Here is a 20,172-nt window from a genome sequence, read left to right as displayed (position 1 = left end):
ACCCTAGGGCGGGTGTGGGAACCGGAGCGGGGCCGTCCGACGTCGCCCTACACCCCGCCGTGCAGCCCGTTCCGGGTGTCGCCGCTCTCCGTGCCGAGGCCCTGGGAGTCGGGGAGGCGGGCCAGGCGGCCGTCGAGGTCCTGGGGCCACTGGGTGCCGGCCTCGGCGTCCATCGTCGTCAACCGGGAGCGCAGCGGCGGGACCTGCTCGGGGGCGCAGGCCCCGGCGACCGTGGCGTACAGGGCGCGCAACCGGCGTTGGACCTGCATCGAGGCATGGCCGAAGTGCCGGATCTCGTCGGTGGCGATGCAGACGTAGTCGGCCCAGGAGCGGGTGCGGCGGTGGAACGCGCCCGGTGCGGCCGACGGCTGCCCGGCGGCCAGGCGGGGCGCGATCATCACCAACAGGTCCTCGATGTGGTCCAGGCACTGCACCGCGCGCCCGGGATCGTTGACGGCCGGGGACAGCGCCTTGAGCGCGATGTCGACGAACGCGCGCAGCGCCCCGGCCGGGTCGCTGCCCGAGCTGAGGGTGGTGCTGAAGAGCAGATGGCGGGTCAGGTTCCGGCGGCGCCACGGCTTCGCGCCCGGGTGCACGAGGAACAGCGGTGCCTCCTGGGCCACGAAGTCGCCGGTCACCGGCACGAGTTGGATGCGGGTCCCGGTGCGGCGGGCGAGCCGCTCCAGGCCACGGTCGTCGCAGGCGATGAGCGTCTGGCCGCGGCCGGGCGGGGTACCGAGCCGGATCACCACCGGGTCGGTGTCGGGTTGGGGGTGTGCCTGGGGAGCGGGCGCGACGGGTGCGGCGGGCCCGTGTTCGGGGTGCGTGCGGTCCACGGCCCGCCGGCCCTCGGCGGCCAGGTAATGCAGCAACTGCCCCGAGTTCAGTACCCGTGTGACGCGGGTGACGAGCACGAAGAACAGCACCGCGCACACCACGGCAAGCAGCATCGCGAAGAACATGGAGATGACCGGCCGGTAGTTGGCCTGGCTGACGGCGAGCCGCACCGAGATCATCAGGGTGTAGACGAAGGTCGCCATGAACGTGCCCATCGCCCAGCGCATCACGCCGTCCTGCTGGAGGATCGGCACCACCCGCACCGACAGTTGCGAGGCGCCGAACTGCATGGCCAGCGTGATCGCGGTGAAGACGAGGCCGGTCAGGGTGATCATGCCGCCCGCGACGGCGGAGAGCAGGGTGGCCATCGAGCCGCTGTCCAGGTGGGCGAAGAAGCTCTCGCCGACCTCTTTTCCGTAGAGGGTGACCTCGCGGTCGATCAGCGGGAACAGCCAGGACAGGAACAGGCCCGCGCCCAGCAGGGTGACCGGCAGCGCCCAGAACCGGGAGGCGCGCAGGCGTTGGCGCGTGAGGTACCACTTCCAGCGACCGCGAACCATGCGCCGAATGTACCGATCTGCGGGGGTTGGTCGCGCCATGCCGCACCGTGCGGGCTCGGGTTGGTCGACTGGTCAACTGGTGGGAGCCGCAGCTTCCGGCCGGGGTGACGGCTTCGTCCGGGCGTCCGGTGCCCCCATCACCACGGCCACGGCCAGCCGTCGTATGCCCCACAGTGCTCTGCGTGCCATGCCTCGTTTGCCCCTCTCGGTGCGACCGGTGATGCGAATCGGTTAAGCAACATGATAATCATTATCAAGATTCGAGTGGTGGGGGATCAGGAAGGAGGTCGGCAGCGCCGGCGGGTGCGTGCATGTCCGATAGCTGCCAGCGACCGACCGCCCCCGCTGCAAGGGTTGTGGGGTGCTTGATTTCGAACGCTGTTGGCGGGCAACGCTGAGCCGGGACACCCGATTCGATGGACTCTTCTACTCCGCCGTGGTCACGACCGGCATCTACTGCCGCCCGAGCTGCCCCGGCTGCCCCAAGCGGCAGAACGTCCGGTTCTACCGAAGTGCGGCCGCCGCCCAGGAAGCCGGTTACCGTGCCTGTAAGCGATGCAACCCGGACGCCAGTCCCGGCTCGCCGGAATGGAACCTGCGGGCCGACGTCGTGGGACGGGCCATGCGCCTGATCGCCGACGGCGTCTGTGACCGCGAGGGTGTCCCCGGACTGGCCTCCCAACTCGGTTATACCACACGGCACTTGCACCGACTGCTTACCGCCGAGGTGGGAGTCGGCCCGCAGGCGCTGGCCCGCGCGCAGCGGGCCCAGACCGCGCGCATCCTGCTGGAGACGACCAATTTGCGCATCACCGACGTGGCGATGGCCGCGGGCTTCTCCAGTGTCCGTCAGTTCAACGCCACCATCGCGGCCGTCTTCGACCGCACGCCCACCGCCCTGCGCGGCACCGCCGGAGCCCCGGCCGGCCAGGCTGCCGGGACCCTTGCCGTACGCCTGTCGGTCCGCGAACCCTTCGACGGGGCCGCCCTGTTGCGGTTCTTCGCCGCCCGCGCCATCCCCGGCATCGAGGAGATCGACGCCGGGTCCTACCGGAGAAGTCTGCGCCTGCCCCATGGCGCCTGCACGGTCGTCCTCACCCCGCACCCCGGCCACGTCGAAGCCCGGTTCTGCCTGGAGGACATCCGGGACCTGGCCGCGGCCATCCATCGCTGCCGCGGCCTGCTGGACCTGGATGCCGACCCGGCAGCCATCGCCGAACACCTTGCCGGCGAGCCCCTGTTGGCGCCCTTGGTCGCCGCCCACCCGGGGCTGCGCGTTCCCGGCGCGGCCGACCCCGAGGAACTGTTGCTGTGCACCGCCGTCCGGCACGGCCTGCCCGGGACCGCGGGGTCAACGGCGCTGGCGGCGCTGGTGCGCCGCTTCGGTCGCCCACTGCCCTCCCCGGCCGGCACGGTGATGCATCTGTTCCCCACGGCCCAGGCCCTGGCCGGAGCGCCACTGACCGAACTGCTCCCGGACGGGGTGGCCAAGACGGTGCGCTGCATCGCCACGACGCTGGCCGCCGGAGACCTGACACTGAACGAAGGCGGCGACCGCGCGGAGACCGAACACCACCTGATCCAGGCCGGGTTGAGCGGAAGCGCCGCCGGCTATCTCGTCATGCGGGCCCACAAGGACCCCGACGTGTTCCTGGCCCAGGCACCGTCGACCCGCCGGGCGCTACGAAGCCTGGGACGACCGAACGGCCCCGCCCCGACCCCGCGGCACGCCGAACACTGGCGCCCCTGGCGCTCCTACGCCCTCCTGCACCTGTGGAACCTGCGCCCGGATGACACGGAAATCCTCACCCCTACGCGTCAGACCGCCCAGGCCCCGCAGTCCGCAGAGTCCGCACAGACGTCGCTGCGGCCCGCGGCCTTGGTTGCCTGACGGCCTCCTCGCGCGCCGCGCGCCGCTCCGCCCTTCCCCCACGCATCCCCACCCGAGCTAGGACATCCCATGCCCCCGAAAACGCGCCTGAGTCATGCGGTCGGCACCCTGATCGTCAGCAGCGTGACGACGTTCCTGCTGCCCCTGGACTACACGGTCGCCTCGGTTGCCCTGCGCGATCTCCATCGCGATTTCGCCGTCGGATTTAGCGACCAGCAATGGGTGATCAACGGCTACACCATGGCGTTCGCCGCGTTACTGATGGCCGGCGGCGGCCTGGCGGACCTGTTCGGCCGCCGCAAGGTCTTCCTGTCCGGACTCGCCGTGTTCACCGCCGCCTCCCTGCTCGCCGGCCTGGCCCCGGCCATGCTCTGGCTCAACACCGGACGCGTCGTCCAAGGCATCCGCGCGGCGGGCATGTTCAGTTCCTCGCTCGCCCTGCTCGTCCAGGAGTTCACCGGCCCGCGCCGGACCCACGCCTTCGCGGTCTTCGGCGTCGCCTCCGGACTGGGCGCGTCCCTGGGGCCGTTCATCGGCGGACTCGCCGTGGACCTGGGCGGCTGGCGATGGGCACTCCTGCTGAACGTACCGTTCGGCATCGCCATGCTGGCCCTGGGGTTGATGCGCACGCGGGAGTCCAGCGACCCCAGGGCCACCCGCCTCGACCTCAAGGGCCTGGTGCTCTTCAGCGGAGCGGTCCTCCTGGCGGTCTATTCCCTCGTCACGGCACCTCAGAGCGGCTGGACCAGCCCCACCATCATCGCCACCGTGACGGCGGCGGCCGTGCTCGCCCTCGCCCTCATCCCCGCCGAACTGCGGCAAACCTACCCGTTGATGGAGCTGCGACTGTTCACCAACCCCACCTTCCTCGGCGCTAGCCTGGCACCCCTGGTACTGTCCATCGCCTTCTGGGGCCTGTTCCTCTACACGCCGCTCTACTTCCAAGGCGTACTCGGCTACAGCCCCCTCCAGGCAGGCTTGGCGATGCTGCCCTTCGCCGTCCCCCTGTTCGGCGCCGGCCCGCTCGGGGCGCGCCTGGCCAGGCACCTCTCCCCGCGCGTCCTGCTGGCCCTCGGCCAGCTCCTGGTGGCCGTCGGAGCGACCCTCCTGGCGTCCGCCCCGCTCGGCGGTGACTGGACCGACTACGCGAGCGGCGGGTTGATCAGCGGCCTGGGCACCGGACTGATCAATGGGGAGATGAGCAATGTGGCCCTCAGCATCGTCCCCGCGTCCCGCTCGGGAATGGCCTCGGGCATCAACTCCACCATGCGCATCGTCGGCATGACCGCCGGCTTCGGCGGCGTCGGCGCGGTGTTGGCCGCGGTCGTCAACCATGACCTGACCTCCCGCTCCGACCGGTTCCCCAGCCTGCGGCACCGCCTGGGCACCCTGGCCGGCGACGTGGCCACCGGCAACATCAACGGCACGGCGGCCACCCTGCCGGCACCCGTGCGCGACGGCTTCCGGGCGGCGGCCAACCACGCCTTCGCCGCCGGCATGCGGGCGGCCTTCATCGTCGGCGCCGGCGTAGCGCTCCTGGGCGCCGTCGCCAGTCTGGCCCTGATCCGCCGGCCGCGGCCCGCCCCGGCACCGCAGCCCGCGGACAGGCAGCCGCTCGCCGACGCCCAGCCGTGACCGGCCGCCCGCCGGGCATACCGGGCGACCGGGGCGGACCGCCGGGCCACATGCATCCGCACGGTCCTCGGCCAGTCAACCGGCCCTCTGCGGACATGTGTTGTGCACCCGACACGCCCCGGTGGCAACCCCGGTGCGACGGCGGCCTGGTCGCGGCAGACGCGACCAGGCGCACGAATCGCCGGCTAGGACAGCTGGTCCAGGGCGATCTGGGACACGGGGTGGGCGATGCTGCTGGAGTTCTCGTCGAAGTCATTGCCGGTAGGCGTGTAGGTCGCCGTCGAGCTACGGGGTCCGTCCGGGCCGGAGTGCGTATTGCCGTCCGGCCCGGTGTAGGTGCTGGCCTGGATGCTGATCGGCACCACGTACGGGTTCGTGAACAGCGGTGGCACCAGGACCTGGACGATGTCGTAGTCCGCGAAGTCCTGGTGCTGGTGGATGAACGTCCCCCCGGGAGGCAGGGCGGTGACGTGGTAGTACGGCCCGACGAGGACGCACAACTTGGAGTCCGCCGTGGTGGGCATGTTGCCCCCGGTGAGGTTGTCGAACAGCTGGAACTCCGTCACGGTCGGGGACTGCGTGCCGAGCAGCGCGGCCGTGCAGTGCACGAAGTAGAGGTCCACCGGGTTGCTCTTAGGGGGTGGTGTCGAGGTCTGCGCCGGGACCACCGCGGCGAGAGCCCCGACGCTCCGCGACAGGTCGGTACAGAGGTCATTGCCGGTCGGCACCGCGTTCACCGCGCCGTTGGGCATCTGAGCGGGAAGCGGGCTGTTGGTCGGTCGGCAGAGGTTGAGCCCGATGTTCACCGAGGTCTTCTGCCCTCCGTGGAGGTCCGCCGGGTCCAAGTAGCGCAGGATCTGCGGACAGGCACAGTCGCTGGGTGTGGCGAGGACCGTGATGGGGTGGCCGCCGGGTTGGACCCCGTCCCACCGCGTGAACGGTGGCAGCGCCACGGTCACCTCCACCGGTGAGGTCGTGTTGTTGGGGGAGAAATTACCGTCGCTGATCGTCAACGTGCCGGTCGGTGGGTTCGACGTGGAGAACTGGGCCGTCTGCGACGTGACGAAGAGGCTGACCGGGTTCGCTGTCATTGCTGCACTCCTCCCGAGGTGTGGACGCGGCGCGGGCTGCGAGCACGGTCCGTTCATGCCGTCAACTCGCCCTACCCGCCTGCTCTTCGTACCGTATGGCCGCCTTCCGGTTGTCCGCGAGGTGCGCGGGCGTGGCGCCTGTAGCGGGCCCGCGGCGCGCATGCCCGGTCGCACACCCCACACCGCTGCGTGCGCCGCCGGTCCTCTCCTGAGCCGCACCCCGAAACGGACATCAACTCTCCAACTGCCCCTGGAGATGGTTGCGGTACCAGCCTCCCCATTCGTGGAGTTGCTCGATGAGCGGCCCCAGGCTCCGGCCGGCTTCGGTGAGCTCGTACTCGACGCACGGCGGGACGACAGGATAGACGGTGCGGTTGACCAGCCCGTCGTCCTCCAGCTCGCGGAGCTGCCGGGCGAGCATGCGCTGCGTGATGCCGGGCATGGCCTGGCGCAACTCGCCGAATCTGTGGGTGCGTTGGAGCAGATAGCGCAGGATCAACAGTTTCCACTTGCCCCCGACGACCGAGAGCACGACCTCGGTGTTGCAGTACTCGGCCATCTCTTCCACGCGCTCGCGTACCCGTCTCATAACCGGCAACCTTAGGCCGGTATACGGAGTGGAACCACGGGCCGCGAGTGGTACCGACTGACCGGAAAGACCGTACTTGTGCTGCGAGTTGGGTGACGCACACAGTGGTGCGGTGCTCATGAAAACCAGTCATCGCGTACGCAACACACCCCATCGATGGGCCTCGCTGGCGGTGCTCTGCGCCAGTCTGTTGATGGTCGGGATGGACCTGACGGTGCTGCTCGTGGCGGTGCCGAGCCTCGGCGAACGACTGTTGCCGAGCGGGTCCGAACTCCTGTGGATCGTCGACAGCTACGCGCTCGCCGTCGCGGCCGGGCTCCTCACCTGGGGGACCCTCGGCGACCGGTTCGGCCGCAGGCGCGTGTTGGTGGCGGGCTTAGCGGTGTTCGGACTGGCCTCGTCGGGCGCGGCACTGTCGAGCACGCCGCTCCAACTGATCGTCGCGCGGGCGGTGTTGGGGGTCGGTGGGGCGATGATCATGGCGAGCACGCCGGCCATCATCCGGGCCGCCTTCCCCGACGACCGGGAACGCACCCTCGCCATCGGCCTGTGGACCGCCGCGAACAGCGTTGGCGTCGCCATCGGGCCGCTGCTCGGCGGGTGGTTGATCGAACACTTCTGGTGGGGCTCGGTCTTCCTGGTCAACCTGCCGATCGTGATCGTCGCCCTGGTCGGCAGCCTGAGGCTGGTGGCGGAGTCGCGCGATCCCAGGCCGCACCGCTGGGACGGGGTTGGCGCCGCGATGTCCGCGGTGGGGTTGGCGGGCGTGGTGTACGCCAGCCAACGACTGGGGGAGGTGGGCGGCGCCGGGCCCACGGTCTGGGCCGCGGCGGCCGCCGGGATCGGACTCCTGGCCGCGTTCGTGGTGCGACAACGCCGCGCCGCCGACCCGCTCCTGGACGTCTCGCACTTCGCCGACCGCCGCTTCACCCTTCCGGTACTGTCCATCATGGCGTGCTACGGCACCTTCACCGCCTTGCTGTTCCTACTCGCCCAGCGCCTCCAACTGGTTGACGGCGACCCGCCGTTGCGCGCCGGACTGGCCTTGATACCGCTCGCGGTCGCCAACGCGATCGGCGCCTCCCTGGCGCCGCGGTGGGGCGGGCGCCTGGGCCACCACCGGTGCCTGGCCGGCGGACTGCTGCTGATGGCCGCCGCGTTGGCGACCTTCAGCGTCCTGGGTTCCGCAGTCACCAGCGGCGCGCTGATCGGCGCGCTCGGCGCCGCGGGCATCGGCTCGGGCATCGTCATGGCGCTCGGCTCGGACGCCGTCCTCGGCGCCGCCGGCCCGGACCGCGCCGGCGAGACGGGCGCGATCCAGGAGACCGCCTTCTCCCTCGGCGCCGGCCTGGGACTGGCCTTCCTGGGAACGATCCTGACGCTGGTCTACCGCGCGAACTTCGCGCCGTCCGCGGGGACCACCAACGACCAGTGGGACACCGCGCGTTCGTCGCTCGGCGCGGCCTCGGAGGTCGCGGCGCACGCCGGCGGCCGAACCGGCGAGACGCTGCTGCACGGCGCCCGGCAGGCGTTCGACGCGGGCTTCTCGGCGGCCACCGGAATCGCCGCCGGAGCGCTGGCACTGCTGGGCGCACTGGTCGCGGCATGGCTACGCCCCGGCCGGCGCTCCTTCGTCGCCGACCGTGTCGACGGAGTCAAGTGACGGTCGTGGAAACCGTCTACGTGCTTTCCGCCTCCCGGCGGTCTGGTCCGACAGCCGTATCGACTGTCGCATCGCCAGCCGTATCGACGGTCGTAGCGCCGGCCGTATCGCCAGCCGCGTTGGCTTCGACGGGCGGGAAGACCTCCGCCATCTGGTCAACTGCCGTGCCGACGGCCCGGAGTGCGGCGGAGGCAGGGTCCTCGCCGTCCGCGGGGGCGGGTGGTAGCGGCCGGTGGCCGTCGCCCGGCTTGTGGCCCAGGGCGCGGCGCAGCTCCGTGACGTTGGCGGCGACCGCGGCGCGCAGGCGGAGGTGGTGCGGGCCGGCCGTCGCGGCGGACCCTTCCGCGGCGGAGGCGGCCAGCACCCGGACCGGTTCGGCCAGGGTGCGCAGGGCGTCCACGGCGTCGGCCGGGTGCGCGGCGCGGGCCGTTCGGGTTCTTCGGCGCAGCAGCATCCGGTGCAACTCGGCCGTGCGCGCCACCTGTTCCAGCAGCGCCAGATCGGTGGCGAACCGCGCGCCGTGCTCCGCGCACCGCTCGGGCTCATGGCGCACCGCCCGCAGCAGATCGGCCAGCGCGGCGAGTACCGCGCCGAGGCGCTTGCGGAGCACGTCCGCGGAGCGCACCGGGAGCACGAACCAGTGCGCGGCCGCGGCGAGCAGCGCCCCGGTCGCGATCGCCGCGAGCCGGACGCCCAACAGCTCTGGGCCGCCGGTCTCCCCGAAGGAGGAGTACAGCAGCGCCAGCACCCCGGTGACGCAGCCCGCCCAGTAGGCGTAGGTGAACTGGCGGAGCACGGTGCCGATGCCGAGCAGCACGAAGATGGCCACCACGTCGGCGGTGGCGTGCCGGGGGAGGAGCGAGGAGAGCACCGTGACCGCGAGGGTGCCGGCGGTCGCCCCGGCGAACCGCAACGCGGCCTTGTGCAGCACGTCGCCGCGCCCGCGGTTGCCGGCGGACACCACATACGCGGTGATCACCAGCCAGGGCCAGTGCTGCTCGAAGAGCAGGCCGCCCACCAGGAACGCCGCCGCCAGCGAGAGGCCCATCTGCACCGCCATCCGCGTGCTGGCCGGCATGGCGCGCCAGCCCGCCTTGCCTGGCGCGCCCCGCCGTTGTGGTTCCGGCGCGGGGCGCGGCGGGGGCGTGGCGTCGAGGACGCCGAGGCGGCGCGCGATGGTCTGGCACAGTGCCACCCATCCCCAGGCCAACACGGCGATCGGCGCGGACCACAACACCGTCCAGGCACCCACCGGTCCCGGGACGGGGGTCACCAGCACCGCGATGAACGGCATGGCCACCCAGGCACCCACCCGCGTGGCCACCGGTCCGAAGCGGCGCAGCCAGATCGCACCGGACAGCGCCAGCGTGAACACCGCCTTGCCGACGGTCGGCAGATGCACCATCAGCTCACCGACGCCGCCCGCGACGACGGCGAGTACCGGCATCGTCACCAGCCCGGCGAGCCGACGGCGGCGCGAGGCGGCCCGCTCCGTCCGGGCTGCCGTCAGCGAGAGCGCCACCGCCAGCACCAACACCCCTACGCCCAACCGGAACGCGTGCTCCAGCGCCATCGCGCTGTAGAAGGTCGCGACGACGGCCGTCATGGTGACGGCCGCATGCACGCCCTCGGCACGGAGCCGAGCCGAGAAAATAGTACGCACTGCGTAGGAACTCATGCGCCCCACCCTTACATCTCCGGCGCTGTAGACTTCATTTGATCGTCCACAGTCGACGCCTAGCCTAGAGATAGTAAGAGAGTGCGCATGAAGAAGGCGAAGGGTTTCCCGCACGACGGCACGGCGTCAGTGGTGCCGGACTCTGCCGTGGCCGAGTTGCGCGATGCGGTGATGGCGCTGGCCCGGCGCATGCGTGGCGAGCGCGGCGACGGCGCGCTGCCCGTCACCAAGCTGCTCGTGCTGTCCCGCCTCCACCGGCACGGCCCGGCGACCCCGGGACGCCTCGCCGCGGCGGAGCGGCTCCAGCCGCAGTCCCTCACCCGCACCCTCGCCGACCTCGCCGAGCAGGGGCTGATCGTCCGCACCCGCAGCACGGGGGACCGGCGCCAGCAGACCATCGCCATCACGGACGCCGGATGCGCCGCCCTGCTCGCCGACGTCACCGCCCGGGATGCCTGGCTCGCCGGCGCCTTGGAGGAACTCAACGAGACCGAGACCGGAGTCCTGCTCCTCGCTGCGGACTTGATGCACCGACTGGCCGATGGCTAGGGCTTGTCCGGGCGGGCGTTGACGACGCGGTCGTGGTGGGCGGAGGCGTAACCGAAGAGGGGCCCGCTCGACGCGCGAGCGGGCCCCAGGGCTGTGGTGGTCTCAGCCGTTGCAACTGGTGAAGTTCGGGCTGGTCTTCGCCATGTAGATGCTGGACCGGCCCTGGTCATCGTTCTTCAACGGAACGGTGACGGTGTCCTTGGCCTTCCACGGGAACCCGTTCGCATCGAAGGTCCACTCGCCAGTCACCTTCGTCGCCAGCGTCGACAGCGCCACCCAGCCGTACTGGTGCGACGGGACCTCGATGGTCAGGCTGTTGCCGAGGTCCTGCTTCAGGTCGTAGCTGACTTGGCCGTTGAGGGTCAGGCTGACGCTTGCCTGGACGGGGCTCTCCTGGCCGGTGCCGAAGCCCGAGGTGAAGGTCACGCCGAGCAGGCTCGACCAGCCGGAGGAGGTGTTCAGCGAGAACGTCCAAGGCACCGGCGCTTCGGTGCCGTTGTACCAGACGGGGGAGACGCACTGGTGGGGCAGCGGCTCGGCCGGTGCCTGGGTGCCCTTCGTCCAGAAGCAGGTGGAGCCGTTCTTCTGGCAGCGCGTGGACGCGTAGTCGACCGCGGCCTTCATTGCCGCGTCCCGGGCGGTGCCGGGAAGCTTCCACTGCTGGGCCTTGCTGCCGTTGCAGCCGTAGGTCTGGGTCCAGGCATCGTTGTACTGCGCGCCGAGGACCACGTCGATGCACTTGTTGTCCCCGGCGTTACGGATCATGAACGTGTCCGTGGTGCCGTCGACGGGCTGGAAGTACCAGCGCTGTGCGGACGATCCGGAGCAGGTCCGCTGCTTGAGCGGGAGCCCGACCTCAATGCACTTGCCGGTGTCCTCGTTGGCGAGGGTGAAGGACGAGTCCGGGCCCTGGAGGCGGGCCTGCCACTTCTGGTGGTAGCCCGGCGCGGAGTTGGTGACGATGAAGACGCCGTCGCCGCCGTTGCCGTTCTGCACGTCCAGGTTCCGCCCGTTGTTGGCGGAGGTGAACGTCAGGCAGGACAGGCCCGAGCAGTTGTCCGCGGCCTGCGCGGCACCGGCCTGGGTGGTCAGGCCCAGGGTGATGCCGAGAACGGCTATCAGGACGGTTAACGCTCTGTGGAAGACCGCTGGTCTGTGCGGTTTCACGCCAGAACAACCCCCTCTTGTCTGATTCGGAGTGTCGGTGGTGCAATCCACCGTGTTGAGGAGAGTATCCGCAACCGATGATCTTGAGGAGAGGGTCGTCCGTCACAGTTCGGGCAGTCCGGGTGGGCCGGGCAGGCCGGGTTGGTTCGGGTGGTGGGGACCGCGCGTGCTGTGTACCGAACCGCGCGCCGCTCACCGTCGATTCGCTTCGCCCGTCACTCTTCCGACCGCACCGCCGCACGCAAATCCGGGGCAATGACGACGGCGGTCCATCGAGCCCGGAAACCAGGAAAAGCGAGAGCGTCGTGCCTTCGACGGCCGATTGGATTCAACTCCCCTATTTCTACTAGAATTTGGGGTGCACCAAACGAGAAAGGGGCGCGCCGATATGGCTGTCAAGGAAACCATCCAGGTTGACGAGTCGCAGAAGAATGAGCCGGGTGTTCAGGAGGTAGTCACTCCCGTTCCGGTCGGAAGTCAGATCGTCAAGAAGGCGACTTACTGGCGTTCGGTTCTCCAGGACGACCTCAGCCCCGAGGTGACGGACGGCGTTACGACGGTCAAGTTCGCCGTGCCCGCGATGGTCGAGGAGGAGTACGAGACCGGGGAGGTGAACGAGGACGGCACCAAGGAGATCGGCATCCGTCAGGTGCTCGACCTCAAGTGGTACGAGGCCGACCTCGGCGCCGAGAACGTGGCCAAGCTCCAGGAGGCCGTCAAGTCCTTCGTGGCCGTGGCCCGCGACTCGGAGGCTCCCGCCTCGAAGCCGGCGCGCAAGAAGCGCACGGCCAAGTAAAGCGAAGAACGCCAAGAACGCCCCCTCGGTGAGGGGGCGTTCCCTTTCTTGTGCCGCTGTGTCCGGCGGTGGAAATGCGAGTGTGACGAGCGTGCCGAAGCGACTCCTGGCAATTGGCTTTCTTGCCTTCTGCGTTCTGCTAGCTGGTTGTGATGTCGCCGGCGATGCCCGCCCCTCGGGCCCGCCGACCACCACGGCGACCCCGGCACGGTCCGGCACGGAACTGGCCGCCCGCTATCGCCAGGCAGGCGGCGACGCGGACGTCTATGGCATCCAGTACGCGAAGGACGACAAGGGCTTCCCCGTGTTGAGCGTGTGGACCCACAAGAAGGGCGGATACGAGAACTTCGACGCCATCGCGGCGTCGCTCACCCGTTTCCTTTCCAAGGAAGGCGTCCGCCTCGACCGGGGCTACCTCCTCAACGCGTACGCCCCCGATGGAACCCGCCTGCACAACCTCGACACCGTTCCGGAGCGCATCTGGCCGCAGTCAAGCGCGTGATCGGCGCGCGCCCGGTCGGGCGCCCTGCCGTGCCTGGCAGGCCAAGTCACCGCGACTTCGCCCACTGGGCCCTCCGCGCCACCGGCTAACACCCCGACGGAGCACGGGTGTCCGCCGCCCCCAACGCCCTGCGCACCGCCGTGATGACGGCGCCGTTGCTGGTGACGACCGGGATGCCGGACGCCGACTCGATCTCGTCGACCGCCTCCAGCGCCCGGAAGTTGGTGCAGGAGAGGAAGAGCACCTCGGGGCGGGTGCGCTCGATCAGTTTCCGTGCCCGGTGCGCGATCTCCCGAGGCTCCGGCCCGGCGAGGCCGAAGCAGTCCCGGACGCCGAAGCCCTCGATGCCCAGGATCTCCAGGCCGCCACTGCTCAGGCTGGCGCTGATCTTGGCGTTGAGCTCGTCCACGTACGGCGTCAGTACGGCCACCCGGTGACGGCCTGCTCACCAAGGAACGCGCCCCCTACGACGGCCGCGCGGTGCTCCTGGAACTCACCGGGACCGGCCGCGAGGCGATCGGCGCCGCGTTCCGCGCGCACAACGAACGCGAACGTGCCTGGGCCGGCTCCCTCAGCGAGGCGGAACAGCACACCCTGATCGAACTGCTCGACAAGCTGACCGCCCACTCGACCCACTTCGACGCCCGGTACCGCGCCTGACGGGGAACGCCCCGGAACCCCAACGCAGCCCCGCCCTACCCGACATCGCCCTCCGGGACGACGAAACTGGCCAGGATCCGCTTGCCCTGGCCGGCCCAGTCGGGCTCCACGCTGAGCACGCCGTCGTACCAGGCGGCCAGCTCCCGCACGGTGCCCAACCCCGTGCCCGGCGTTGCGGTTTCCATGGCCGGGAGCCGGGGATCGCGGTCGGCCACCGCGATGATCAACTGTCCGACCGCCCGCTCCACCGTGACGTCCGCCGTGGGTGACTGGTCCGCGGCATGCCGCAGGACGTTGGCCACCAACTCGCTCACCACCAGCAGCGCCGCGTCCGACAGCGACGATCCGGCGGCTATCCCGCACCGGGCCAGTCTCGTTGCTGTCCCCTCCCGGGCGCGGAGCACCGCCCCGGGTGCGGCGAGCACCGTGAACGTGTCCTGTCGCTGCGACGGCCGGGCGTCCTGGCCGTCGGTCAACGGGTCGTCGTGCGGCCTGCCCCACGGCGGAAACCAGTCTGCGTGGATCACGAAGCCCTCGTCGGGATGGGCCCCGCGGTGCCGTGCTGCGTCAGGGGGGCGGCGTGCCCGGCGAGCATCTCGTCTCCTCCGGTCGTGGGTGAGGGGCGCTTCATGGCAGCCGATGACTTGCAGAACTCTGCAAGTCTATGGGGGTGGGGAGCCGCCCCGTATTGGCTGGATGAGGAATTGCTAAATTCCGCAATCGGTTGGATGCTGTTCGGCCTAGAGATGCCGAAATGCCGTTTCGCCGTGTCCGTAGGCAACCGCGGGCGCAGCCTTGCCGAGTGCCGCCCCGGACGGGGCGGCATGGGGAAACCCCGAGGAGCCATGTCCGTTCCGCTGTACCAGGCCAAGGCCGAGTTCTTCCGGATGCTCGGCCATCCCGTGCGGATACGGGTGCTGGAACTGCTCCAGGACGGGCCGAAGGCGGTGCGGGACCTGCTGGCCGAGATCGAGGTGGAACCCTCGGGCCTGTCCCAGCAGTTGGCGGTGTTGCGCCGCTCCGGGATCGTCACCGCGACCCGGGAGGGCTCGACGGTCGTCTACGAACTGGCCGGCGGGGACGTCGCGGACCTGATGAGGGCGGCGCGCCGGATTTTGACCGAAATGCTGGCCGGCCGGAACGCGTTGCTGACCGAGCTGCGGGACACCGGTAGCGCGACGCGATGACGGCACCCCGGACCGGCCGGTCGACCACCGGCCACCAACCCGCCGGCGCGGAGGCGTGATGCTCACACCCCTGGCGACACTGCCCTACCGGCACGTGCTCACGCTGCCCACCGAGCCGTCCGCCGTGCGGATAGCCCGCGAGACCGCCGAGCTGACGCTGAACGGCTGGGGCATCGGCCTCCAACACCCCGCGATCGCCCCGGCGTTGCTGATCCTGAGCGAACTGGTCACCAACAGCATCCGGCACGCCGCCGCACACTCCCCGCAGGTCACCGTGATCTACGGGGCCGGCCGGGACCGTCTGGTCCTCGCCGTCCATGACACCCATCCCTACCGGCCGCCCCTGGACGGGACCGTTGCCACCACCGGCGGTGGCGGCGGACTGGCCACGGTCATGGAACTCGTCCTCGACCTGGGCGGCACGGCGGTCGTCCGTGCGGACGCCCTGGTCGGCGGCAAGAGCATCTGGATCACCCTGCCCCTCTGACCCCGACCCACTCCGACAGGCCGTCCGCGCAAGGGAGTTCGCATGACCATCGAATGGCGCTACACCGTCGAGGAGGACCTCGGCGTCCTGTCCGTCGCCGGGTACCTGGGCCCGGACGCGGCCCGTCGCTTCACCGGTGCGATCGGCTGGGTACTGGCCCGCGGCACCGGCCCGGTCATCGTCGACCTGGGCGAACTGCGGAGCTGGTCCAGCGAGGGGCAGTTGGCCATCGCCGAGGCCGCCCGCCGGCTGGCCGAGGCCGGCCGCGCCCTGGAACTGGCCGCGATCCCCGCCGACGGCTCCCTCGTCCCGGTCGGCGACACCTCGCCCCTCCCGATCCACGCCGACCTGGCCGCAGCGCGCGCGGCCCACGGTGCGCAGGGGCGCGACGAGCCCGAGGCGGAGAGCCGAGAACGCCAGGAACGCCATGAGTGGCGCACCACCGGGTGGCCCGCCCCGAACAACCGGCCGGCGTAGACCCGGGCTTGGACGCTGGGCGGCGGCCCGTGCCTGGTCCGCTCCCCGGCCCGCTCCCCGTCCCGTCCGACGTGCCGTGCGGCGGCCGGTCATCGCGCCGACGGCTGCGCGAGGTCCACGATGCGCTGTATCAGTTCGGGATAGGACCAGTTGGCCCCGGTGGCGGCGAGCGGCAGCAGGCTCGTCGCCGTCAGGCCAGGCAGCGCATTGACATCGATGCACATCGGCGCCCCCTGAGCGTCGCAGCGGAAGTCCGTGCGTGAGTACGCCTCGGCGCCGAAGCCCAGGGCCCGGTGCGCGCGGACGGCCATGTCCTGTAGGCGGCGCGCGAAGTCGCCCGGCACCCGGGCCGGGCACACCTCGCTGACGCCACCCGGCTGGTACTTCGCCGCGTAGTCGAACAGCGGAGTCGTCAGCTCGATCTCGACCACGGGCAGTGCCTGGCCGCCGACGACGCCCACGGTGAACTCCCGCCCCGGGAGGAACGGTTCCACCAGGCGTTCCTCATCGGCGTGCGCCTCGGCGGCGACCCGCTCCAGTTCGGGGAGCGAATCGACCCGGTGGACCGACACGCTCGAACCGCCCTCCACCGGCTTGACCACCACCGGCCCGGCGGCCACCAGTTCCCGCGCGGCCCGCGGCACCTCGCGCGTACCGGGCCACCACGGCACCCGGTTGGCCACCGGCAGACCGGCCGCGCCCAACACCGCCTGCGCCCGCGCCTTGTGCCAGGCCGCGGCGCAGGCGGCGCTGTCGGCACCGGTGAAGGGCAGCCGCGCCATCTCCAGCAGCGCCTGCACATGCCCGTCCTCGCCCCAGCCGCCGTGCAGCGCCAGGAACACCAACTCCGCACCGCGCAGCAGTTCCAGGACCGGCCCGCCGGTCAGGGCCGCGTGCATGCGGTGCCGCAACCGCTGCCGGTCGGCCGCGGACGGCGGTTCCTTCCCGACCGCGCTCTCCTCGACGGTGTCGCCGGCTCGCAGCGGACCGGCCAGTACCGGAGCCTCGGCGGCCGGATCGACGAGCGTCACCGTGTGCCCCCGCTCCAACAACGCCCGGGCCACCGACCGGCCCGAAGCGTGGGAGACGTCTCGTTCCGCACTCTCTCCGCCACACAGGATCACCACACGCATCTCTGAGTCCGCCGCTCCGTTCCGTCCCGTTCCGTCTCGCTCGGTGTCTCGTCGGCCGAGTCCCTGACTCGCCCTCACGGCAGGCATCGTAGGCACACCGCCTTGGGTTTTCCAAGCATCTACTTGGAAAACCCAAGGCGGAGTGAGTGCGCCGAGCCGTTGCTAGTGTTTGCCACCGCTGGGCTCTCCGCCGCTGAAGCCGGCGGCTGACTTGGCTCGGCTCGGCCCGGACAGCCCCTAGCCGGTTCCGCGCACGAGGGCGGGCTGCATGACCTGCACGAGCGGGTGGACGCGCGGCGTCCCGGCCCGATGGCCGTAACCGTGCTGGTGAGTGGAGGGAGTGACGACGCGATGAGCACACCGCTGTACCGGCTGAAGGCCGAGTTCTTCAAGACGCTCGGCCACCCGGTGCGCATCCGCGTCCTGGAGCTGCTGAGTCAGCGCGAGCACGCGGTGGCCGAGATGCTGCCGGAAGTGGGCGTCGAACCGGCGAACCTCTCCCAGCAGTTGGCCGTCCTACGCCGGATGAATCTGGTCACCACCCGTAAAGAGGGCTCGACCGTCTACTACTCGCTGACCAGCCCGCAGGTGGCCGAACTCCTGCGGGTGGCGCGCACGATCCTGTCCGGGGTGCTGGCCGGACAGGCCGAACTGCTCGCCGACCTCCAAAGGGGGAGCGGGCAGAGGAAGCCGCCGTCCCGGCGGTAGACGGCCAGGCGGTCAGCGGGCAGTTCCTTGGTGATGCGGTCGAGCATGAACGCCAGGGGGAAACGCACGAATCGGCCATGAAGCGGGGCCGCGTACCTGCCTCGTACGCGGCCCCGGTCCTCGCCCCTCGCGGCTATCCGTGCGACCAGAGCCGGCAGTGGTGGTCGGCGAGGAAGTCCGCGCGGTGGATGCCGCCGGGCCCGGCGTTGAGTTGCTGGACATAGGGGTCGGCGGTGTCGCCGGCCGATATCCGCGGCCAGCGCGGCAGGTCCCGGGCGTTCGGCGTGCCGGTGTGCGCGAAGGTCGTCCAGTAGTCGACCATCCGCCCGGCCAGTTCGTCCTGTGCGGCGGTGAAGCGGGCGTGCCGGCCGCCGAGGTCGAAGAGGTAGGGGAGCTCGGTGGCGTGCGCGGCGCCCAACGGGAGTTGCGGCGACTCCGGGTAGCCGATGTTGGGTGCCTGGCGGTCGGCGAACTCGTAGGCGTAGGTGGGGGTTTGGCGGGCCAGTAGCCGGTCGGTGGCGAGGGTCGGGCAGGCGAAGACCCGGTCGGTGTTGAGCGCCGCCCAGGCCAGCGCGGGGGTGCCGTAGGTGGCGGGGGAGTAGACCGCCGCCCACTGTCGGGCGCGGTCGCCGAAGGTGTCCCGCAGCAGGGCGCGGTAGGAGTCGGCGGTGATCGGCCGCTGGTGGTGCAGGGTGGCGACGAAGGCCCGCATCTCGTCGCGGTTGTGCCCCTGGAGGACGGGGACCTTGTGGAACCGGCCCCGGCGTAGCGCGGTCACCGGGCGTTGCGGCACCAGTGGGGTGCCGTAGGAGACCTGTTGGAAGTCCTGGTTGGCGCTCAGGAGCGCGGCGGCTGGCTTGCCGCGCAGGCACGACAGTGCCCGGGCGGGCCGTGTGCAACCCAGTTTTGCGGCGCCCTGACGGCCCGCGGACTGGAGATCCGACTGGGAGATCCACGGGGAGAAATGGTCGACACCGGGATAGACCGCGTTCTTGCCGAAATCGACCGCGCAGGAGCCGCTTTGGACGATCGCCTTGGCGAACAACCCGGCCGCGCTCGGCGACGTGAGCTGGGTGCAGGTGCTCATGCCGCCGGCCGATTCCCCGGCGAGCGTGACATTGCGCGGGTCGCCGCCGAAGGAGCCGGCGTTGCGCTGCACCCAGCGCAGCGCGGCCTGTTGATCAGCCAGTCCGAAGTCGCCCGAGCCAGGCAGGCCCGGATAGCCGAAGTTGCCGAAGATCCCCAGTCGGTAGTTGACCGTCACCACGACGACCCGGCCGCGCACGGCCATCCGGTGCGCGTCATAGCTGCTGCCGGTGCCGGTGAGGAATCCGCCGCCGTGCAGCCAGACCACGACCGGCAGCGGCCGGTGGCGGTCCGTGCGCGGGGCAGTGACGTTCAGATACAGACAGTCCTCGTTCGTACTGCCGCCGCGGACCTCCCCGTTGGGCGTCTGCGGGCAGGCGCTGCCTGGGTGCTCGGCGTCCCGCACGCCCGACCACGGTCGGACCGGGCCGGGCGGCCGCCAGCGCAACGGGCCCACGGGCGGCGCGGCGTAGGGAATCCCGGCGAACGTCCGGTAGCCCCCGTGGTCGACGCCGCGCACCGAGCCCGCGTCGGTGGCCACGACCGGCCGCTCCGGCGGGCCCGGGGGCGCCGCGACGGCGGGTGACCCCAGGCATGTGGCCCCGGTCAGCCCGGCGGCGAGTACGAGCGGTACGAGGCGACGCGAGGTGAACCTCATTTCTCCTCCGTTGAGTCAAGTGGTGGCCGACCCCTGACGAACCCCGTCGGCCGCTGGCGCTTCGCTGTGCTGAGCGCACCTCCCAGCCTCACCGCCCGGCCGAACTCCCGGTAGGGTCACGCCTCATCGTCCTCGGCATGACATTTGTCCCGGGTGGGTGGGGTGGACGCGCCCCGAGCCGCCGCGACAGTCTTGTCCGGCCGTCTCCCGCGCTGATGTAATCGCCGACGACATCAGCGGAGGAGAGGCCCGATGCACATACCCCGGTTCCCGGAGCCCGCCGCCACCGGCACCGTTGCGATCCGCGCCACCCCGGCCGAGGCGTACGCGGTCGTCAGCGATCCGACCGTCATGGTCCGCTTCGCCGAGGAGGCGTACCGCGCCCGCTGGTTGGGCGGCGCCACCGGACCCGCGGTGGGCGCGCGCTTCCAGGGGTGGAACCGCAACGGCCTGCGCCGATGGGCCACCCGTTGCCGCGTCACCGACGCCGAACCCGCCCAGCGCTTCGCCTACGAGGTGACGGCGACACCGTTCGGCATCCCCATCTCGCGCTGGCAGTACGACATCGAGCCCACCGCGGACGGCTGCACGGTCACCGAGACCAACTGGATGCGGGTGCCGTTGTGGTTCATCCCCGCCGCCATCCTCATCACCGGCGTGCTCGACCGCAGGTCGGCCAACGGCACCCACATCGGCAGCACGCTCGAACGCCTCAAGGCCCATCTGGAGTCGGTGCCGAAGTCAAGCCCAACTGCCCGGTGACGTACCGCCGTTGACGTTTGCGTCGGCGTTCAGTGGCGCCGGCGTCGCCCCCGGCG

Annotated in this window: 21 protein-coding genes; 12 read left to right on the top strand and 9 right to left on the bottom strand. The window is 70.9% G+C overall.

Annotation, left to right across the window (positions count from 1 at the left end):
• Window positions 1-47 precede the first annotated feature (47 nt).
• Window positions 48-1,397, bottom strand: coding sequence for a DUF2254 domain-containing protein (locus ACFVFQ_RS07105; protein ID WP_383410077.1), 1,350 nt, complete (start codon window positions 1,395-1,397; stop codon window positions 48-50).
• A 361-nt stretch (window positions 1,398-1,758) separates the two neighbouring features.
• Between ACFVFQ_RS07105 and ACFVFQ_RS07100 the strand changes: the two genes are divergently transcribed.
• Together ACFVFQ_RS07100 and ACFVFQ_RS07095 are read left to right on the top strand one after the other, a co-directional pair.
• Window positions 1,759-3,288, top strand: a complete 1,530-nt coding sequence (locus tag ACFVFQ_RS07100; RefSeq protein WP_383410072.1) for a bifunctional transcriptional activator/DNA repair enzyme AdaA — start codon at window positions 1,759-1,761, stop codon at window positions 3,286-3,288.
• A gap of 69 nt (window positions 3,289-3,357) precedes the next feature.
• The gene (locus ACFVFQ_RS07095; protein ID WP_383410067.1) at window positions 3,358-4,923 is read left to right on the top strand and encodes an MFS transporter; all 1,566 of its coding nucleotides are present in this window, start codon (window positions 3,358-3,360) and stop codon (window positions 4,921-4,923) included.
• 185 nt (window positions 4,924-5,108) lie between these two features.
• On the opposite strand, the gene ACFVFQ_RS07090 is transcribed toward ACFVFQ_RS07095, so the two are convergent.
• Both ACFVFQ_RS07090 and ACFVFQ_RS07085 read right to left on the bottom strand, forming a co-directional pair.
• Window positions 5,109-6,014: a hypothetical protein gene (locus ACFVFQ_RS07090; RefSeq protein ID WP_383410064.1), complete on the bottom strand. Its 906-nt coding sequence runs from the start codon at window positions 6,012-6,014 to the stop codon at window positions 5,109-5,111.
• 232 nt (window positions 6,015-6,246) lie between these two features.
• Entirely contained in the window at window positions 6,247-6,603 is a 357-nt protein-coding gene (locus ACFVFQ_RS07085) for a winged helix-turn-helix transcriptional regulator (protein ID WP_383410061.1), read from the bottom strand.
• A 118-nt stretch (window positions 6,604-6,721) separates the two neighbouring features.
• Here ACFVFQ_RS07085 and ACFVFQ_RS07080 point away from each other — a divergent pair, with 118 nt between their 5' ends.
• A complete protein-coding gene (locus ACFVFQ_RS07080) occupies window positions 6,722-8,266 on the top strand; it encodes an MFS transporter (RefSeq protein WP_383410058.1) in 1,545 nt (514 codons plus the stop codon).
• Between the two features lie 16 nt (window positions 8,267-8,282).
• On the opposite strand, the gene ACFVFQ_RS07075 is transcribed toward ACFVFQ_RS07080, so the two are convergent.
• Window positions 8,283-9,944, bottom strand: a complete 1,662-nt coding sequence (locus ACFVFQ_RS07075) for an FUSC family protein (RefSeq protein WP_383410056.1) — start codon at window positions 9,942-9,944, stop codon at window positions 8,283-8,285.
• 87 nt (window positions 9,945-10,031) lie between these two features.
• Between ACFVFQ_RS07075 and ACFVFQ_RS07070 the strand changes: the two genes are divergently transcribed.
• Entirely contained in the window at window positions 10,032-10,493 is a 462-nt protein-coding gene (locus ACFVFQ_RS07070) for a MarR family winged helix-turn-helix transcriptional regulator (protein ID WP_383410053.1), read from the top strand.
• Between the two features lie 102 nt (window positions 10,494-10,595).
• Here ACFVFQ_RS07070 and ACFVFQ_RS07065 read toward each other — a convergent pair whose 3' ends face one another.
• On the bottom strand, window positions 10,596-11,660 hold the full coding sequence (locus ACFVFQ_RS07065; protein WP_383410050.1) for an RICIN domain-containing protein: 1,065 nt from the start codon (window positions 11,658-11,660) through the stop codon (window positions 10,596-10,598).
• A gap of 388 nt (window positions 11,661-12,048) precedes the next feature.
• Here ACFVFQ_RS07065 and ACFVFQ_RS07060 point away from each other — a divergent pair, with 388 nt between their 5' ends.
• Both ACFVFQ_RS07060 and ACFVFQ_RS07055 read left to right on the top strand, forming a co-directional pair.
• Window positions 12,049-12,456, top strand: a complete 408-nt coding sequence (locus tag ACFVFQ_RS07060; protein ID WP_383410047.1) for a hypothetical protein — start codon at window positions 12,049-12,051, stop codon at window positions 12,454-12,456.
• Window positions 12,457-12,547: 91 nt separating this feature from the next.
• On the top strand, window positions 12,548-12,958 hold the full coding sequence (locus ACFVFQ_RS07055; RefSeq protein ID WP_383410045.1) for a hypothetical protein: 411 nt from the start codon (window positions 12,548-12,550) through the stop codon (window positions 12,956-12,958).
• 85 nt (window positions 12,959-13,043) lie between these two features.
• Here the strand turns inward: ACFVFQ_RS07055 and ACFVFQ_RS07050 are convergent, their stop codons facing one another.
• A complete protein-coding gene (locus ACFVFQ_RS07050; RefSeq protein WP_383410042.1) occupies window positions 13,044-13,388 on the bottom strand; it encodes a hypothetical protein in 345 nt (114 codons plus the stop codon).
• A 50-nt stretch (window positions 13,389-13,438) separates the two neighbouring features.
• Here ACFVFQ_RS07050 and ACFVFQ_RS07045 point away from each other — a divergent pair, with 50 nt between their 5' ends.
• On the top strand, window positions 13,439-13,618 hold the full coding sequence (locus ACFVFQ_RS07045) for a hypothetical protein (protein ID WP_383410039.1): 180 nt from the start codon (window positions 13,439-13,441) through the stop codon (window positions 13,616-13,618).
• Window positions 13,619-13,653: 35 nt separating this feature from the next.
• Here ACFVFQ_RS07045 and ACFVFQ_RS07040 read toward each other — a convergent pair whose 3' ends face one another.
• Window positions 13,654-14,145 (bottom strand): ATP-binding protein, encoded by a 492-nt coding sequence (locus ACFVFQ_RS07040; protein ID WP_383410036.1) that lies wholly within the window; start codon window positions 14,143-14,145, stop codon window positions 13,654-13,656.
• 318 nt (window positions 14,146-14,463) lie between these two features.
• Here ACFVFQ_RS07040 and ACFVFQ_RS07035 point away from each other — a divergent pair, with 318 nt between their 5' ends.
• The 3 genes from ACFVFQ_RS07035 to ACFVFQ_RS07025 are packed head-to-tail and all read left to right on the top strand — an operon-like array spanning window position 14,464 to window position 15,769.
• A complete protein-coding gene (locus tag ACFVFQ_RS07035; protein WP_383410033.1) occupies window positions 14,464-14,805 on the top strand; it encodes an ArsR/SmtB family transcription factor in 342 nt (113 codons plus the stop codon).
• Window positions 14,806-14,863: 58 nt separating this feature from the next.
• Window positions 14,864-15,292 (top strand): ATP-binding protein, encoded by a 429-nt coding sequence (locus ACFVFQ_RS07030; protein ID WP_383410030.1) that lies wholly within the window; start codon window positions 14,864-14,866, stop codon window positions 15,290-15,292.
• 42 nt (window positions 15,293-15,334) lie between these two features.
• Complete coding sequence (locus ACFVFQ_RS07025) at window positions 15,335-15,769, top strand: anti-sigma factor antagonist (protein WP_383410027.1); 435 nt, start codon at window positions 15,335-15,337, stop codon at window positions 15,767-15,769.
• Window positions 15,770-15,858: 89 nt separating this feature from the next.
• Here the strand turns inward: ACFVFQ_RS07025 and ACFVFQ_RS07020 are convergent, their stop codons facing one another.
• A complete protein-coding gene (locus ACFVFQ_RS07020; protein WP_383410024.1) occupies window positions 15,859-16,902 on the bottom strand; it encodes a D-alanine--D-alanine ligase in 1,044 nt (347 codons plus the stop codon).
• 351 nt (window positions 16,903-17,253) lie between these two features.
• On the opposite strand from ACFVFQ_RS07020, the gene ACFVFQ_RS07015 reads away from it, so the two are divergent.
• Complete coding sequence (locus ACFVFQ_RS07015) at window positions 17,254-17,610, top strand: ArsR/SmtB family transcription factor (protein ID WP_383410021.1); 357 nt, start codon at window positions 17,254-17,256, stop codon at window positions 17,608-17,610.
• 133 nt (window positions 17,611-17,743) lie between these two features.
• Here the strand turns inward: ACFVFQ_RS07015 and ACFVFQ_RS07010 are convergent, their stop codons facing one another.
• Window positions 17,744-19,354: a carboxylesterase/lipase family protein gene (locus tag ACFVFQ_RS07010; RefSeq protein ID WP_383410018.1), complete on the bottom strand. Its 1,611-nt coding sequence runs from the start codon at window positions 19,352-19,354 to the stop codon at window positions 17,744-17,746.
• Window positions 19,355-19,606: 252 nt separating this feature from the next.
• Between ACFVFQ_RS07010 and ACFVFQ_RS07005 the strand changes: the two genes are divergently transcribed.
• Window positions 19,607-20,116 (top strand): SRPBCC family protein, encoded by a 510-nt coding sequence (locus ACFVFQ_RS07005; RefSeq protein WP_383410016.1) that lies wholly within the window; start codon window positions 19,607-19,609, stop codon window positions 20,114-20,116.
• Window positions 20,117-20,172: the final 56 nt, after the last annotated feature.

The sequence above is a fragment of the Streptomyces sp. NPDC057743 genome (assembly GCF_042798755.1).
GTDB lineage: Bacteria > Actinomycetota > Actinomycetes > Streptomycetales > Streptomycetaceae > Streptomyces.
The sequence above is the reverse complement of the archived record's forward strand: the minus strand, read 5'-3'. Positions and strand labels throughout refer to the sequence as shown.

Coding starts and splice junctions, on each gene's coding strand:
- ACFVFQ_RS07075 (WP_383410056.1), bottom strand. CDS start 9,944: ATGAGTTCCTACGCAGTGCGTACTATTTTCTCGGCTCGGCTCCGTGCC.
- ACFVFQ_RS07105 (WP_383410077.1), bottom strand. CDS start 1,397: ATGGTTCGCGGTCGCTGGAAGTGGTACCTCACGCGCCAACGCCTGCGC.
- ACFVFQ_RS07060 (WP_383410047.1), top strand. CDS start 12,049: ATGGCTGTCAAGGAAACCATCCAGGTTGACGAGTCGCAGAAGAATGAG.
- ACFVFQ_RS07010 (WP_383410018.1), bottom strand. CDS start 19,354: ATGAGGTTCACCTCGCGTCGCCTCGTACCGCTCGTACTCGCCGCCGGG.
- ACFVFQ_RS07090 (WP_383410064.1), bottom strand. CDS start 6,014: ATGACAGCGAACCCGGTCAGCCTCTTCGTCACGTCGCAGACGGCCCAG.
- ACFVFQ_RS07080 (WP_383410058.1), top strand. CDS start 6,722: ATGAAAACCAGTCATCGCGTACGCAACACACCCCATCGATGGGCCTCG.
- ACFVFQ_RS07015 (WP_383410021.1), top strand. CDS start 17,254: ATGAGCACACCGCTGTACCGGCTGAAGGCCGAGTTCTTCAAGACGCTC.
- ACFVFQ_RS07070 (WP_383410053.1), top strand. CDS start 10,032: ATGAAGAAGGCGAAGGGTTTCCCGCACGACGGCACGGCGTCAGTGGTG.
- ACFVFQ_RS07035 (WP_383410033.1), top strand. CDS start 14,464: ATGTCCGTTCCGCTGTACCAGGCCAAGGCCGAGTTCTTCCGGATGCTC.
- ACFVFQ_RS07030 (WP_383410030.1), top strand. CDS start 14,864: ATGCTCACACCCCTGGCGACACTGCCCTACCGGCACGTGCTCACGCTG.
- ACFVFQ_RS07095 (WP_383410067.1), top strand. CDS start 3,358: ATGCCCCCGAAAACGCGCCTGAGTCATGCGGTCGGCACCCTGATCGTC.
- ACFVFQ_RS07005 (WP_383410016.1), top strand. CDS start 19,607: ATGCACATACCCCGGTTCCCGGAGCCCGCCGCCACCGGCACCGTTGCG.
- ACFVFQ_RS07025 (WP_383410027.1), top strand. CDS start 15,335: ATGACCATCGAATGGCGCTACACCGTCGAGGAGGACCTCGGCGTCCTG.
- ACFVFQ_RS07085 (WP_383410061.1), bottom strand. CDS start 6,603: ATGAGACGGGTACGCGAGCGCGTGGAAGAGATGGCCGAGTACTGCAAC.
- ACFVFQ_RS07020 (WP_383410024.1), bottom strand. CDS start 16,902: ATGCGTGTGGTGATCCTGTGTGGCGGAGAGAGTGCGGAACGAGACGTC.